General features: G+C 68.7%; 14 protein-coding genes and 1 pseudogene. 12 read left to right on the forward strand and 3 right to left on the reverse strand.

Annotated elements, in window-relative coordinates; genetic code table 11:
* Window positions 1–178: 178 nt before the first annotated feature.
* A complete protein-coding gene (locus ACFWHU_RS26000; RefSeq protein ID WP_387227586.1) occupies window positions 179–997 on the forward strand; it encodes a peptidoglycan-binding protein in 819 nt (272 codons plus the stop codon).
* Window positions 994–1,821 (forward strand): DUF2690 domain-containing protein, encoded by an 828-nt coding sequence (locus ACFWHU_RS26005; RefSeq protein ID WP_387227588.1) that lies wholly within the window; start codon window positions 994–996, stop codon window positions 1,819–1,821. Before ACFWHU_RS26000 ends, ACFWHU_RS26005 begins: the two co-directional genes overlap by 4 nt.
* A gap of 137 nt (window positions 1,822–1,958) precedes the next feature.
* Here the strand turns inward: ACFWHU_RS26005 and ACFWHU_RS26010 are convergent, their stop codons facing one another.
* Window positions 1,959–2,441 (reverse strand): MarR family winged helix-turn-helix transcriptional regulator, encoded by a 483-nt coding sequence (locus ACFWHU_RS26010; RefSeq protein WP_387227590.1) that lies wholly within the window; start codon window positions 2,439–2,441, stop codon window positions 1,959–1,961.
* Between the two features lie 143 nt (window positions 2,442–2,584).
* On the opposite strand from ACFWHU_RS26010, the gene ACFWHU_RS26015 reads away from it, so the two are divergent.
* Complete coding sequence (locus ACFWHU_RS26015; RefSeq protein ID WP_387227592.1) at window positions 2,585–3,667, forward strand: epoxide hydrolase family protein; 1,083 nt, start codon at window positions 2,585–2,587, stop codon at window positions 3,665–3,667.
* A gap of 2 nt (window positions 3,668–3,669) precedes the next feature.
* Here ACFWHU_RS26015 and ACFWHU_RS26020 read toward each other — a convergent pair whose 3' ends face one another.
* Entirely contained in the window at window positions 3,670–3,903 is a 234-nt protein-coding gene (locus ACFWHU_RS26020; protein WP_387227594.1) for a hypothetical protein, read from the reverse strand.
* A 31-nt stretch (window positions 3,904–3,934) separates the two neighbouring features.
* Between ACFWHU_RS26020 and ACFWHU_RS26025 the strand changes: the two genes are divergently transcribed.
* Both ACFWHU_RS26025 and ACFWHU_RS26030 read left to right on the forward strand, forming a co-directional pair.
* Window positions 3,935–4,600: a class I SAM-dependent DNA methyltransferase gene (locus ACFWHU_RS26025; protein ID WP_387227632.1), complete on the forward strand. Its 666-nt coding sequence runs from the start codon at window positions 3,935–3,937 to the stop codon at window positions 4,598–4,600.
* A 341-nt stretch (window positions 4,601–4,941) separates the two neighbouring features.
* Window positions 4,942–6,831 (forward strand): LamG-like jellyroll fold domain-containing protein, encoded by a 1,890-nt coding sequence (locus ACFWHU_RS26030; RefSeq protein ID WP_387227596.1) that lies wholly within the window; start codon window positions 4,942–4,944, stop codon window positions 6,829–6,831.
* Between the two features lie 274 nt (window positions 6,832–7,105).
* On the opposite strand, the gene ACFWHU_RS26035 is transcribed toward ACFWHU_RS26030, so the two are convergent.
* The gene (locus tag ACFWHU_RS26035) at window positions 7,106–7,759 is read right to left on the reverse strand and encodes a hypothetical protein (protein WP_387227598.1); all 654 of its coding nucleotides are present in this window, start codon (window positions 7,757–7,759) and stop codon (window positions 7,106–7,108) included.
* A 464-nt stretch (window positions 7,760–8,223) separates the two neighbouring features.
* Between ACFWHU_RS26035 and ACFWHU_RS26040 the strand changes: the two genes are divergently transcribed.
* The 7 genes and pseudogenes from ACFWHU_RS26040 to ACFWHU_RS26070 all read left to right on the forward strand — a co-directional run.
* A complete protein-coding gene (locus ACFWHU_RS26040) occupies window positions 8,224–8,676 on the forward strand; it encodes a DUF6193 family natural product biosynthesis protein (protein ID WP_387227600.1) in 453 nt (150 codons plus the stop codon).
* A gap of 209 nt (window positions 8,677–8,885) precedes the next feature.
* Window positions 8,886–9,086: a DUF1918 domain-containing protein gene (locus ACFWHU_RS26045; protein WP_385800621.1), complete on the forward strand. Its 201-nt coding sequence runs from the start codon at window positions 8,886–8,888 to the stop codon at window positions 9,084–9,086.
* A 598-nt stretch (window positions 9,087–9,684) separates the two neighbouring features.
* Window positions 9,685–10,452 (forward strand): SDR family NAD(P)-dependent oxidoreductase, encoded by a 768-nt coding sequence (locus ACFWHU_RS26050; protein ID WP_387227603.1) that lies wholly within the window; start codon window positions 9,685–9,687, stop codon window positions 10,450–10,452.
* Window positions 10,453–10,629: 177 nt separating this feature from the next.
* A complete protein-coding gene (locus ACFWHU_RS26055) occupies window positions 10,630–11,556 on the forward strand; it encodes an RNA polymerase sigma-70 factor (protein WP_387227606.1) in 927 nt (308 codons plus the stop codon).
* A 206-nt stretch (window positions 11,557–11,762) separates the two neighbouring features.
* On the forward strand, window positions 11,763–12,011 hold the full coding sequence (locus ACFWHU_RS26060) for a hypothetical protein (protein WP_387227608.1): 249 nt from the start codon (window positions 11,763–11,765) through the stop codon (window positions 12,009–12,011).
* A 454-nt stretch (window positions 12,012–12,465) separates the two neighbouring features.
* Window positions 12,466–14,175: a glycoside hydrolase family 6 protein gene (locus tag ACFWHU_RS26065; protein WP_387227610.1), complete on the forward strand. Its 1,710-nt coding sequence runs from the start codon at window positions 12,466–12,468 to the stop codon at window positions 14,173–14,175.
* An 89-nt stretch (window positions 14,176–14,264) separates the two neighbouring features.
* Window positions 14,265–14,549: pseudogene (locus tag ACFWHU_RS26070) on the forward strand (LacI family DNA-binding transcriptional regulator); the annotation flags it as partial.
* Between the last annotated feature and the right edge of the window lie 719 nt (window positions 14,550–15,268).

A 15,268-nucleotide genomic window follows, 5' to 3' on the forward strand; every position in this document is an offset into this window, starting at 1 on the left:
CGTCCCACTCGCTGACCTGCCGGAACGTCGCCTGCCGAGTCCGTACCGCGGGACGGCCGCGAGCGGGGACGGTGATGCGCACCGGGGCGGGGTCCTCCTTCGGCAGGCGCCGTGATGATGCAGAATGAGCCCGGAAGACGGGGCCGGATCAGCGGCCCCGAACGCGAATGGGGGAAACATGTCGCGTTGGAAGCCGCTGCCCGCCGAACTGCATCCGCACGTCTACCAGTTGATCGTGCGCATGCGCAGACTGAAGGACCGCGGGGAGCTGAGCACGCGCCAACTGGGCGTGAAAACCGGGTACAGCGCGAGATCGTGGCAGCGGTATCTGAACGGTCGGTCACTGCCGCCCCGGGAGGCCGTCGAGGCGATGGCCCGCATCGGAGGTGACGATCCGGCCCGGCTGCTGGCGCTGCACGAGACAGCGGCCGAACACTGGGCACGGGGACGCCCGGCCCCCTCCGATGCCCCGAAGAGTGCCGCGGAGAGCGCCCCGGAGGGCACTTCGGTGACGCCGCTCCACGCTTCCACGGAGCAGCAGCCGTACGGACGTTATCTGCGCGCCGCGGTCATGGCCGGAGCAGTGGCACTGGTGCTGTCCGTCTCAGCGGTGCTCCTGCTGGCCGTACGTCTCGCCGACGCCCGCGCCGAGCTCGCGGACCGTGCCGGTACGGCGCCGGCGACCCCGGCCACCGTGTCGGAGACCTTGATACCGGTCTCCTACACCTGTCAGTTGGAGCGGCACGACGGCCGCTGGTACGCGGGCCACAGCCACACCACGGACACCATCCTGGCGTACACACACGTGGGGCGGGAGGTGGCCGAGGCGCAGTGCCTGCTGCGCCGGGCCGGCATCTCGCCAGGTGACATCGACGGCATCTTCGGCCCGCAGACGCAGCGCGCCGTCGAGCGCATACAGAAACGGGACGGACTGGTCGTGGACGGTGTCATCGGCCCGCACACCTGGAAGTCCCTGCGGGCGGCGGCGCCCAAGTGACCGCGGAGAACGCCCGGTTGGCCGCGGAGCTGCGGGAGTTGCGGGCCCGTACCGGACTGAGCCTGGCGGCGCTGTCGGAACGAACCCCGTACAGCAAGTCCTCGTGGGAGCGCTACCTCAACGGCAAGAGCCTGCCCCCTCGTCAGGCCGTACAGGAGCTGTGCGGACTCGCGAACGAGCCGCACGGGCGGCTGTTGGCCCTGTGGGAGATCGCCGAGTCCGGCTGGAGCGGACGCGCGGCGCTCCCGGCCCTCGACCCCGCCGCCGAGGACCCGCCGCCACAGCCGCGAAACCCGTCCCGCCCCGCTGCGACCGGGCGGACGCGTGGCCGCAGGGGCCGGTTCATGGTGGCGCTGGTGTCGGTGTACGCCGTGATCGTCGGCGGTGTGGCACTGGTGTTCTTCCTGCTGTCGGACCGGGAGACCCCGGCGGACGAACCGCTGACGGACTCCGCCCCCTACTCCCTCGGCCCCCAATGCCACGGAGCCACCTGTGAGGGCCGGGACCCGATGCGCCTGATCTGCGGCATCGGCCCCGACACCCTCACCACGTACCGCACCGCCACCGGCGCCCACGTGGAACTGCGCTACAGCGAGAAGTGCGGCGCGACCTGGGCGCGCGTGTGGGGGGCCCGGATCGGCGACCTGGTGGAGGTCACGGCGGCCGGCCCGACCCGTGACGTACGCATCAAGGACACCGCCGACGCGGAAACCTACGTCTACACCCAGATGACCGCGGCCCACCCCGGCGGCACGGTCCGGGCCTGCTTCCGCCCCACGTCGGCGGACGGCGAACGGGAGTGCGTCGAGGCCCGCGTGGGCTGAGTCTGTTGATCACGAGCGTTGTCGACCCTCATCGGTCACCGCGCGGTGAACCCGGCTGCGCGCCCAACGCGGGGGGAAGTCCGTACCGTACGTCCTTCCCCTTTGCGACGGGGTCCCGTCGTTCTGGAGCCCTTCGTTCACATGTTCTGGCCGTGGTGATCCACCAAGGCGGCGAGGAGTCGGGCCAACTGCTCGCGTTCCGACGGGTTCAGCGGCGCAAGCACCTCGTTCTCCACCTCGGCAAGCAGTTTGTCCAGCTTGAGTATCAGCCGGTGGCCCTGCTCGGTGACCGCGATGATGTTCTGCCGGCGATCGGCAGGGTTGGGTGAGCGTTCCACTCGTCCGTGCTCGGCCAGTTCGTTGATCACCGCGACCATGTCGCTGCGGTGGATCCCCGTGCGGCGGCTCAGCTCCGACTGGCTGGCGGGTCCGAACTCGTCCAGTGTGGCGAGCACCGCGTAGTGCCACTTGCGGGCGCCCACGCGCGCCAACTCCTCGTTCACCAGGCGATCCGACTGCATCGCGGCCAGTGACAGAAGCCGGGTCCCCAGATTCCGCAGCCGCGCGGCAGTGGCCAACCGGTCGGTCGATCTCCCCATGTCGGGCGTGCTGTCGCTCATGCCGAGATCGTACGTTGCGTTAGTCCCACTAACAAACTATCGTCGCCGACAAGAAAAACGTTAGTGCGACCAACGATTTCGTGCGCCAAACGACGGCCGTCCGAACGCTCAGACGCCGAACGACGCCCCTGGAGTCAAAGACCATGATCAAGCCGTTCCGTATCGACATCCCCCAGGCCGACCTCGACGACCTCACCGACCGGCTCTCCCGCACCCGTTGGCCCAACGAGGTCGCCGACGCCGGTTGGGACTACGGCTTCCCGCTCGCGCGGCTCAAGGAACTGGCCGAATACTGGCGCACCGGCTACGACTGGCGCGAGCAAGAGGCCGAGCTCAACGAGCTTCCGCACTTCACCACCGAGATCGACGGCCAGAACATCCACTTCGTCCACGTCCGGTCCTCGAAACCGGACGCACTCGCGCTCGTCCTCACCCACGGCTGGCCCGGTTCGTTCCTGGAGTTCCTCGACGTGATCGAGCCGCTGTCGCGCGACTTCCACCTGGTGATTCCATCCATCCCGGGCTACGGCTTCTCCGGGCCGACCCACGAGCGCGGTTGGGACATCGTCCGGGTGGCACGGGCCTGGGCCGAGCTGATGCGCCGTCTCGGGTACGAGCGCTACGGCGCGCAGGGTGGCGACTTCGGCTCGGGCATCTCAACCGCGCTCGGTGCGGTGGCATCCGAGCAGGTAGTCGGAGTGCACGTCAACTACCTGCCGACCCGGCCGGTCCCGGACGCCGGTATCGAACTGTCCGAAACGGACGAAGCCCGGCTGGACAAGGTCAGACAGCTGATGGCGAATCGTCCGCCGTACCAGGCTCTGCAGGCCGCCACCCCGCAGACCATCGGCTACGCGCTGACCGACTCGCCGGTCGGTCAACTGGCCTGGATCGCCGAGCGCTTCGCCCAGTGGACCGACCCTCGCTCGCCGATCAGTGACGAGCGGATGCTCACCAACATCTCGCTGTACTGGCTGACCGCCACCGCGGCTTCCTCCGCGCGGCTGCACCACGATGCTCCGCGGGGAATCGAACCGTGCCCGGTGCCGGTTGGCGTGGTGGTCTTCGCGCACGACATCACGCAGTCGGTGCGACCGCTGGCCGAGCGGCTGTACGACATCAGGCACTGGTCGGAGTTCGACCGCGGCGGCCACTTCGCCGCGATGGAGGTGCCGGAGCTGCTCGCCGAGGACGTACGGGACTTCTTCCTCACCCACACCAAGTAGGACTACCCGGTCGTCACCCGCCAGGAGACACCGCCGGCCACGAACTCGCGGGCGCCACGGAGCTCTGCGACCGACGGGCCGTTCGCTTCGTCACGCAGCGCTTCGAGGTCGACACCGCCGGCCGGATCGGCTCCGTCGCACAGCGCGCGCAGGGTCTCCAGGCGCGTACGGAACGGCCACTCACCACGAGTTGTCGAGGTGGAAGGCAGACTCCTTCGAACTACGGGAGCGGCCATCGGAGCTGTTGGGTAGCCTGCGGCCGTGGAAATGAAACCGAACACCGACGACTGGTTGGAAGACACGCGGACGTCCTACGACACCGTGGCTGCCAGTTACGCGGACCTGACGCGCCACATCCTCGATGAATCGCCCGAGGAACGTGCAGCCCTGGCGTTGTTCGCGGACCTCGTGCGAGCCCAGGGCGGGGGACAGGTTGCTGACGTGGGATGCGGCACCGGAAGGGTCACGGCTCACCTGCGTCGGTTGGGCGTGGATGCCTTCGGGATCGACCTGTCGCCCGGAATGATCGAGGTGGCCAGGCGTGACAACCCTGATCTCCGGTTCGTCCTCGGCTCCATGACGGACCTTGCCCTTGCCGACGCCTCGATAACTGGCCTGGTCGCCTGGTATTCGCTGATCCATGTTCCCGACGACGAGATCGAGTCGGTGTTCGCGCACTTCAAGCGCGTGCTTCGGGCCGATGGGCCGCTGCTGCTCAGCTTCCACGTCGGTGACGAGGCGCACTTGAAGACCGAGGGCTATGGCGGGCACCCGATGAAGGTCCATGTCCACCGGCGGCAGAACGCTCAACTGATCACGTGGCTCAACGATGCCGGCTTCACCGTCGAATCACACAGAACTCTCACCTCGGCCGAGAGCAAGCTCGGAGGGATGATCCTCGCGCGCCGCCGGGCTACCGACGTACAAGGGTGAGCCTCTCGCCAAGAGAACTCGCCGGGGACTGGTCTACGGCTCGATCGGGGCGAAGATCGCGTTGATGGTCCGGTTGGCGTTCATGGTGAGCTGGCAGCTCGGATTGGCGCGAACCGCCGCCACCACCGCCACCGTCGCCCGGCGGGCCAGGGACCCCCTCGGCCCGGCCGCAGTTGCTCGCCCTGAGACGCCACCACGACCAAGGTCCGCGGCCGACGTACCGTCACCGAGGCACCGGACCTGTCCGCGACGGCCGCTGTTCAGGGTGGCTTTGTCGAGCGGACGCCGGAGAGGCACACGATCCCCACAGACACGCAAGGTGTCGAGAGCTGGGAGATCGTATGAGCAAGTCCATCACTTCCGGTCCGGACCGCCGGTCGCTGCTGCAAGCGGCGATCGCCGTCCCCGCGGTCGGGGCCGCCGCCTCGGTCCTGGGCACGCAGCCGGCCCAGGCCGCACCCCACGCGCCCGGCGCCGCCTCCTCCGGACGAGGCCGCTACGACGAGGAGAGCCCGCGCTTCGCGCTCGCGGTGCTGCCGGACACGCAGTACCTCTTCGACGCCGACAGCTCCGACCCGGAGCCACTGCGGGAGACCTTCGACTACCTCGTGTCGGAGCGCGAGGAGGCGAACATCGCCTTCATGACCCACCTCGGTGACGTGACCGAGCACGGTACGGAGCAGGAGATAGCCCTCGCGGCCAACACCTTCCGGACCATCCACGGCAAGGTGCCGTACAGCGTCCTGGCGGGCAACCACGACATCGACGGGAGCACCGACGACCAGCGCGGGGACTCCGCCTACCTGAAGGCCTTCGGGCCCGCCCGGTTCACCGCCATGCCGACCTTCGGCGGCGCCTCGCCCGGCGGCTACAACAGCTACCACGTGATCAAGGCGGCCGGCCGGAGCTGGCTGATCTTCGCCCTCGACTGGCGCGCCTCGGACAAGGCGCTGGCCTGGGCCCAGGGCGTCCTCGACGACCACCCCACCATGCCCGCCGTGGTGACCACCCATGACATCGCCTGGGCCGAGGACAACGGCCAGGCACACCTGTCGGACAACGGCCGGCGACTCTGGGACCGTCTCATCCGGGGCAACGACCAGATCTTCCTCGCGCTGGGCGGGCACTACTGGCCCTCGGGCCGTACGCTCCTCAAGAACGACGCCGGCCATGACGTGCACGTACACATCACGAACTACCAGGACCGCTACTACGGCGGCGCGGGGATGATCCGGCTCTACGCCTTCGACACCGCGCGCGACGTCGTCGACATCGAGACCTTCTCTCCGTGGTTCCTGCGCCGCGATCCCGAGAAGCGCACGCCGCTGGAGGCCGAGACCGTCGAACTGACCGGCCCGGTGGACCGGTTCAGCCTGGACATCGACTTCGCCGAGCGGTTCAAGGGCTTCGACGGACTCGTCCCGCCGAAACCGCGCCCGGCCGGCCGCGTGATGCCGCGGGGCACCGTGGCGTACTGGCGGTTCGACTCCGACGGCCTCGCCGGGGCCGGTAAGCCGGGATCCGCGGTGGGCAAGGGCGTGGTGGCCCACGACCTCTCGGGCCACGGCAACGACCTGCGCGTACAACTCCTGCACGACAGCGCGCCGGAGGTGCTCACCCGGTCCGCCGACCACCACACCCACCAGCCGGCCCACGCGAGTCTGCGCTTCGACGGAGGCAAGGGACCCGACCGGGGCGCGGTGCTCACCACGAGCGCCACGGCGCCGCTCAACAGCGCCCGGTTCACGTCCGGTTTCACCATCGAGACGTTCATCAAGCTGCCGGACCCCTACGAAGGCGACCACGCCTGGATGGGCATCCTCAGCTGGGAGGGCCGCAACGGCGACGCCGGCAAGACGACGGGCTGGTCGACGGACGAGCCCACGTGCAGCCTCAACGTCACGCCTGAGCGGTTCCTGCAGTTCGTTCTCTACCCGCACGTCCAGGACGCCGACCCCACGTCGTGGAGCCACGCCCTGCCCGTGGGCCGCTGGACGCATATCGCGGTCGTCAACGACGGTCGCCGCACGGTGATGTACGTGGACGGGTCGAAGATCGCCCGCAACCCGTCCCAGCGCGCCACCGGCATCGCCACGCTGGGCAAGCCGTTCGCCATCGGCGGCACCCAGTTCGACGAGAAGTTCGGCCAGGGCTTCTACGGGTGGATCGGCGACACCCGTATCGTCGACCGCGCTCTGAGACCGGGCGACTTCCTGCTGCCCGTCGAGTAGCGGGGGGAGCGGCGCCGCGCTCCCGCCGAACGGGTGCGCGGCGCCACCTCCGCCACTGGCGCGGGACCTCTCGCGCCTGGTGTCGTAGGGCGCGCGAGATGTCTTCGAGTTGGGGGCCGGGTTGTTGGGCAACGAATGTGTCTTCTGTGCCATCGCCAACTGGCAGGTGCGTGAGCGTCACCAGCTCGATGAAACGGCGCTGCAAGTCCGCAGGGGAATCGCCGCCCTCGATGACTTTCCGCGCTTGAGTGGCTGAGGGCTGTTGACCGCTCGCTCAGACTTCGTCGTGGTCCGCTGCGGCGGCCCAGCGGCGGATGTGCTTGTCGGGGTGGGTCTGGGCGGACGCGAGTGTGCTCTCAAGTAGTTCGTGCAGGCGTGGTGGGTATGCCTCGTGGGAGGTGGGCAGGCCCAGCAGGACACGGTGGCGCATCCGCAGATCGGTGGTCTCGGCGAACACCCGCATTGAGGCCTCCAACCAGGTGTCCTTGATGTCTTGGGACTCGTCCAGGGCGGGATCACGTACCCCACCAGGTCCATATGCGGGGGACCGGTCCGCGCGCAGCGGCAAGTGGGCGCAGTACCAGGCCCGCACGGCACCCGCTCGCTCGGCATCCGTGCCGGTCCGTAGACAGTCGACCAATGCCGACAGGACGCGGCGGCGTCCGAATGCGTAGAGCGCCGGTTCGACGAACCAACGGCAGAAGCTGGGATCCGGGTCGTACACGGCTGCCGCCATCAACGGGGCGAACAACTCCTCGGGCAGACCCGCACGTTCCAGCAGCGGCTTACGCATCGCATGGGCGAGGTGGCGTGCTCGCCGTTCCTCCGGCTTCGTTTCCACGTCCTCGACACCCAGCAGCCGAGCCACCTCCGTCACGCACATGAGGAATGAACACGCTTCCATGTCGTTCTGTTCGTCTTCGGCCACGGCAGCATTCTGGACCGGCCACGTCGGCAGGCACAGCACCGTTGGTCGTCGGCCCTCACCCGGAAGGGCTCTCGCTCGCCCTCGTCCCTGAAATGGAACGATCATGGTGTGGCTGCCCTGCTGGGCGGTCCACTCCCGCTGTGCCTGATCGCCGTTCTCTCGTTGGGGTCGCAGGGGCAGACTGTGCGGGTGGACTCTGACCTTTACCCTGACCTGGCTGCTGCGGGCAGCCTGACCGCGGCGCTGGAGCAACTGGCGGCCGAACTCGGCATCGACCTCATGTTGGTTCCCGGGGAAGGAGGTTCCCCCGTTACGGCGGGCATCGCCTCATCGGTTCCGGGGCGCGAGCCGCTGGCCATCTACATCGGGGCGACCAGCCGCTGGTTCAGCGTCTCGGGTTGGGGCGAGGGGGTCGAGCTGGTTACCGGAGCCACGTCGGACCTCGCGGATGTCTCAGGGCTGGTGTGGCGTGGGGACAGGACCGCGGACTGCGGGAACTGCGGGCCGCAGCGCCGTTTCTGGAGTCCAGTGACCGCGCCGAGGCGCACGAACGCGGGCCGGCGGCAGTGGTGGAGCTGCAGTGGCGGAAGATGCGGGAGCAGGCGGCCGAGGCCCCGGATTTCCCTCAGTTCGGCGCACTCGTGGAAGCGGCTCACGCCGATCCGAGGCTGCGACAGCTCTACGTGTTTTCCAGCCACTGGACGCTCGGCTTCAGCTCCTGCACCGGATTCCCCTTCCGGAATGAGGTGGCCATCGCCCCGGCACACAACGGCCACCCCTATCGCGTGATGAAGCACCCGCACACCGACACCATCGGCGAGGCCGCCACGGTCGAGGAAGCTGTCGTACTGGCCGGGTCCCACCTCTCCGCCGACTCCGGCTCGGCCGTCGCGGGAACCGCCGAACAAGATGAGTGACGCAGCGGCCCGGGACCACCCCGTCGGGAAGCCCGGGAAAGGAGGCTATGGCGCGCGCTGTCGACTCGGTTCATCGACCCCGTGGTGCGTGAATGGGTGACTGCGTTTCAGCTGATCGTGTCTGCAGGCGTCATTTCCCCGCTATGGGCGTGACGCCCTGGTTAGGTCGGTGAAGTCAGTCCTGATCCCCAACGAAAGGAATCGGTGAGATGCAGGCCAGTAAGGGAGACCGCCTTGTGGTCCACGGCCGGGTCGTGGGCATGAACGATCAGGTGGTGGAGATCATTGAGGTTCTTGGCAGCGATGGCACACCCCCGTACCGAGTGCGGGCCGAGAACGGACACGAGACGATCATGTCTCCCGGTCCGGACTCCGTCGTGGAGCACCGACGAGCCACTGAAGAGGGCTGAGCACAGGGCAGGCGAGATGGCGGCGAGGTCCCGCGAGCCGGGTCACCGAAGTCACCGCGGTGACCTTCGTACGGTCCTCGCTGCCGGGCCGCGCCGAGCCGCTGAGCCCCGCCCTCCGACGTGCTCACCCCCTGGAGGGGGCTCAGTCACAAGCAGTGTCACCGATCGGCTGAATTGGCCCCTTGGGTAATTGAGCTGGCTGGGCGGCGCGGTCGATTCCGGCCAGCGACCGATGCCGCACTCGGCGCTCACCAAGGGTGTCCAACGCGAAGCGCACGACCTGACGCCGATGTCCTCAACCCGCAAGTTCAGACCTGTGGCGACAGGCTTCCCCATGCCCATTCGTGAGCCCCAGGGCGGCGCAGCCGGTGCGACCGATGCGCTGCTGCGACTCTTCGAGCCAGGTGGGCCCGCGATGACAGGCCGACCTGGGCAGCAGACCAGCAGACCAGCAGGCCGTACCGCCGGACTCCGGCCACACCTCCTCGACCGAGATCGGTGATCGCCGCCCGCATGTCAGAGATGGCCGGGCTGTCTCGTCTCAGGTTGCGAAGACGGGTTCTGAGGAGAACCCACCTCGACAACAAGGAGCCGGCAAATGAGCGAGGAGATCACACATCAGAAGGTCGCGCTGGTCACCGGGGCGAACAAGGGGATAGGGCGTGGGGTTGCCGAGCAACTCGCCGCCCTGGGCATGACGGTCCTGATCGGCGCCAGAGACACGCGGAGCGGTGAGGAGGCGGCTGCGGCGGTGCGCGCGGCCGGCGGAGACGCGCACGCGGTCACCTTGGACGTCACCGATCGGGCCACCGTCCAGGACGCCGCGAAGCAGGTTGAGGAGCGCTTCGGTCACCTCGACGTACTGGTCAACAACGCCGGCATCACCGGCTCCGGGCAGGTCTCGCCCGAAGACGCCCACGATCAAGTCCCCAGCTCCGTCGACCTGGACATGGTCCGGGCGGTGTTCGAGACCAACGTCTTCGGGGTGATCGCGGTGACCAACGCCATGCTGCCGTTGCTGCGGCGGTCTCCGGCGCCACGCGTCGTCAATGTCAGCAGTCACGCGGCATCGCTGGCTCTCACCAGCGATCCGGACGGCCCCTTCGCGGCACTGCTGCCGTCGGCCGCGTATACGCCGTCCAAGAACGCGCTGACCGCGCTGACCGTGCAGTACGCCAACGAGCTGCGGAAGGACGGTGTCCTCGTCAACGCGGTCGCCCCCGGCTTTGTCGACACGGACAGCAACAACCACACCGGGTTCCTCACGGTCGCGCAGGGCGCCGCAGTCGTGGTGCGCCTGGCCGTCGTTGGCGCGGACGGACCGACCGCCGGGTTCTTCAGCGAGGAGGGCTCCGTGCCCTGGTGATGGTGGCCCTGGACAGTGGTGTGTTCCATGGGGACCGGGCGCCATGGTGGATCCGCCGGTGTACGGCGCTGCTGTCGGCCGGACAACAGGCAGTCGTGGTTGATGACCGAGGGGCGCGGCCTTCCCAACCGTAGGCCGCGCCCTTCTGCGGTGGTAGAGATCGAAAGAGGAACCGGCGTGACGAAGACCGAAGAATTCCAGGAGCTGCGGCCGCTGCTGTTCTCGATCGCCTACCGGATCCTGGGCAGTGTGAGCGAGGCGGAGGACGCGGTCCAGGAGACCTGGCTGCGCTATCAGACCACCTCAGCTCAGCCCGAGTCGGCCAAGGCGTTCCTGTCGACCGTGGTCACCCGGATCTCGATCGACGTGCTGCGCTCGGCCCGCGTCCGGCGGGAGGAGTACGTCGGGCCGTGGCTCCCCGAACCGCTGCTGACCGACCCGTACGAGGATCCGGCGCGGTCGGCGGAGCTGGCGGACTCGCTGTCGACGGCGGCCCTGCTCCTGCTGGAGCGGCTCACCCCGCTGGAGCGCGCGGTCTTCGTGCTGAGGGAGGTGTTCGCCTTCGGCTTCCCGGAGATCGCGCCGGCGGTGGGACGATCGGAGGCGGCGTGCCACCAGCTCGCGGTGCGGGCACGCCGTCACATGGAGGCGGGCCGGGTCCGGTTCGAGGCCGACCGGAAGGAACGCGAGAGACTCGCCGACCGGTTCTTCGGTGCCTTCCGGGAAGGTGACGTCGACGGGCTGGCCGAGCTGCTGGCCGCCGACGTCCAGATGATCGGCGACAGTGGTGGCAAGGCCCCGCAATTCAAGCCCATCGTCCTTGGCGCCGAGAACGTGCGCAGGGTGCTCGCGGCGTTCGCGCCGCTGGTCAGCAAGGGCGGCGGCATCGTAGAGCCGCAGGAGGTGAACGGTCAGCCGGGCGCGATCTTCCGCGACCGGGACGGCCGGGTTCTCAGCACTTGGGCGCTCGACGTACTCGACGGGCAGATCCAGATGATCCACACGGTGAACAACCCCGACAAGCTCGGGCACGTCGGTTCCGTAGCGGACGCCTGGGCGGCCCTTCGCGAGGCGAACCAGGCACAACCAACCACACCGGCCTAGAGATTGAGCGATGAGCAGACCGCGCTCGGGGCTGGGGTGGCGGGCCCTGGGCCCGCACCGCTGGTGTCACCTGTCTCGAAATAGTCGTAAGCGCGGGCCGACTACGACGCTCGACGAAGCCGACTCACCTGCCCCGTCACAGTCGGCGGGGTGCGTCGGAGCGGCGCGATGTGACATGTGAATCGAATATGCGTTCTAATATGGTGATGGACGCTTCCGCTTTCCCTGAGGACCTGGTGAGGGCCCGTCGTGCTTTCACCGCTACGTACGAGGCGCTCGCCGAGCCCTGTCCGGGGCAGGACCGGGCCGCTCTGCGCCGCCGGTTGTTGAGGCTGTCGGTACGGATCTGGTGGCACCCGCACTGGACCGCCGGCCGCTCGGGGCCGGAGGACCGGGCCCGGCTGCGGCGGCTTGCCCGCGCCGCCACTGCTCCGGAAATACCGGGGGAGAAGTAAGAAGTCCGCCGACGGGGCGCCAGATGCAGATCCCGCGTGCACTGCGCGGGTTGATCGCCGACACCGGGCAGGCCCTGTTGGCCCGTGAGTTCGGTGCACGGGTCGGCCCGTCGGGCACCATCTCCGCCGTCTATCGGCCGCGCCGGCGCAGGACGGTCCATCGCGGCGCCCACGCACACAAGTGCGCATCAGTGGTCGATCTCTGAAGCCCGCGGCCCTCTGTCCTGTCGAATGAGTTCGACTCTTCAAGAACCTTGACCGGGACATGACCCGCGCGCACTATGGGAGCGCTCCCACAGATTCAAGGCTTGACGCGCCACGGGCGATCCTCCGCCGCGCGGCGCTCCGCACCAGATGTCCCGGACTGATCAGCTCCTTCGACGGCACCCCACCCGCATTCGGCATCGGGCCGCCGCGACCATCGGCGCGCCCCGGACGGAGAGTGACTTCAGCCATGAGATCTCGTACGGCCTTACTGGCCGCCGCCGCACTGACGGCAGCCGCCACTGGAACAGCCACCGCCACGAGCGCGGCTCCGAACGGCGCCGCCGCTGCCGGCTGCACCGTCGCCTACACGGTGCAGAGCCAGTGGGACGCCGGATTCACCTCCGGCGTCACGGTCACCAACACCGGTGACCCGGTGAGCGGCTGGAACCTCACCTGGTCCTTCGCCGGCAACCAGCGCGTCACCCAGGGCTGGAACGCCGACATCGCCCAGAGCGGCGCCGGCGTCACCGCCAGGAACGTCGCCCACAACGGCACACTCACCACCGGCGCCTCAGCCTCTATCGGGTTCAACGCCTCGTACAGCGGCGGCAACGCGATACCGGCCACGTTCAAGTTGAACGGCGTCACCTGCAACGCCGGCCCCGTCGACCCGACCGATCCGCCCACCGATCCCCCCGGCCCCGGCGACCGCGTCAACAACCCCTACGCCGGTGCCAAGGTCTACGTGAACCCCGAGTGGTCCGCCAAGGCCGCCGCCGAACCCGGCGGCAACCGCATCTCCGGCCAGCCGACCGGAGTCTGGCTCGACCGCACCGCCGCGATCGAGGGCGTCGGGGGCGCCATGGGCCTGCGCGACCACCTCGACGAGGCACTGACGCAGAAGGGCTCCGGCGAACTCGTCGTCCAGCTCGTCGTCTACAACCTGCCGGGCCGCGACTGCGCCGCCCTCGCCTCCAACGGGGAACTCGGTCCGACCGAGATCGGCCGCTACAAGACCCAGTACATCGACCCGATCGCCGCGATCCTCGCCGACCAGAAGTACGCCGGTCTGCGCATCGTGACGACCGTCGAGATCGACTCCCTGCCCAACCTCGTCACCAACACCACCCCGCGCCCGACCGCCACCCCCAACTGCGACACGATGAAGGCGAACGGCAACTACCAGAAGGGCGTCGGCTACGCCCTGAACAAGCTGGGCGACGCGCCCAACGTCTACAACTACGTGGACGCCGGCCACCACGGCTGGCTCGGCTGGGACGACAACTTCGGCCCGTCCGCGGAACTCTTCAAGACCGCCGCCACCACCGAGGGCGCGACTCTCGGCGACGTCCACGGCTTCATCGTCAACACCGCCAACTACAGCGCCCTGAAGGAAAACCACTTCACGATCGACGACGCCGTCAACGGCCTCTCGGTCCGCCAGTCCAAGTGGGTCGACTGGAACCGCTACGTCGACGAGCTCTCCTACGCCCAGGCCATGCGCGCCAAGCTCGTCTCGCTCGGCTTCGACACCAACCTCGGCATGCTGATCGACACCTCCCGCAACGGCTGGGGCGGCACCGCCCGGCCCGCCGCTCCCGGGCCGAGGACATCCGCGGACGCCTATGTCGACGGCGGTCGCTACGACCGGCGCATCCACCTCGGCAACTGGTGCAACCAGTCCGGGGCCGGCCTCGGCGAACGTCCCCAGGCCGCGCCCGCGGCGGGCATCGACGCGTACGTGTGGACGAAGCCGCCGGGGGAGTCCGACGGATCCAGCACGGCGATCCCGAACGACGAGGGCAAGGGCTTCGACCGCATGTGCGACCCGACGTACGAGGGCAACCCCCGGAACAACAACAACAAGTCGGGGGCGCTGCCCGGAGCACCAGTGTCCGGACACTGGTTCTCCGCCCAGTTCCAGGAACTCATGAAGAACGCGCACCCGGCGCTGTAGTACCTCTCTCGGGTGCGGCGAGTCGAAGCGCTTCGACTCGCCGCGCCCGAGAGCTGCGCCGTCGCGCCACAGCACAGACCGTCGAAGCGGTGAGCACCCTTGCCGCGGTCGCGAGCCATGCCGGAGTCTCGGCCAGCAGGGTGAGTTACGTGATCAGCGGCAAACGGTCGATCTCGCCCGGCACTTGCGAGGGCGCGGAGCGCAGCATCCATGAACTGGGCTTCAACGCGGGGGCAGGTCCCGCATCATCGCGCTGATGATGCCACTGTGCGCCGACACGTACATCCCGTTGGTCATGGAGATCGCGATCGCCATCACCACAGCGCGAGGAGGGCCCGGCCGCCATGCGCCGGGTCCCCGGCGACGGGAGCGCTGTGCGCCGAGCATCTGGCCGCACTCGGCCAGCGCGACATCGCGAAGCTGGCCGGCGAGGGCGCGGACGATGTCGGCCTGATCGCCCCGGAACTGATGGTGCACGCCAGCTCGGGGCCCCAGGGCCCGTGACCGAACCTCCTCGATGGACCCGAGCCGGTGTATGGCCACCGAATCTTCCCGGCCCTGCATAGGGTTTCGGTCATGACCAGGGCAAAAGGGCGGTGGCCCGAGCTGGACTCGGACCAGGGCATCGAGGACGCGACGCTGCTCATTCTGGAATGGCTCGGTGAGCAGGGCGTGGGGGCGATGATCCGGGTCGATGCGGAGCGAATGCGAGAGGGCCGACCGGCGTGGACGTTCGCCGCCAGTGGGGGACCACTGCCTGAAGCGGTGCGAGCTGACGGCGCTTCAGTCGCGGAATGCATGGGCAGGGCGCTACTCACACTGCGAGAGGTTGGGCTGCCCGTCCCCTTCTGAGTTCCGGTCGCAACCTGCGAACCCCCACTGGTCGAAGGCGCGTTGGTCCGACTCGAAACTGAGCACTTGCCCGGATGCCGACCGGGCCCGGCCGGCGTTCCGATGGTCCAGGTTCAGCGGCAGCCGCTCGTGAGGGTCGTTCGCTCCTAGGGGGTGTCTTTTCGATCATCGGATCGTTGGTCCGGTCATGAGGGATGGGGAGATTTGTGATGCCGCCTGGGCGGTGATCGAGCCGTTGCTG

This window comes from Streptomyces sp. NPDC060366 (assembly GCF_042725135.1).
GTDB lineage: Bacteria > Actinomycetota > Actinomycetes > Streptomycetales > Streptomycetaceae > Streptomyces.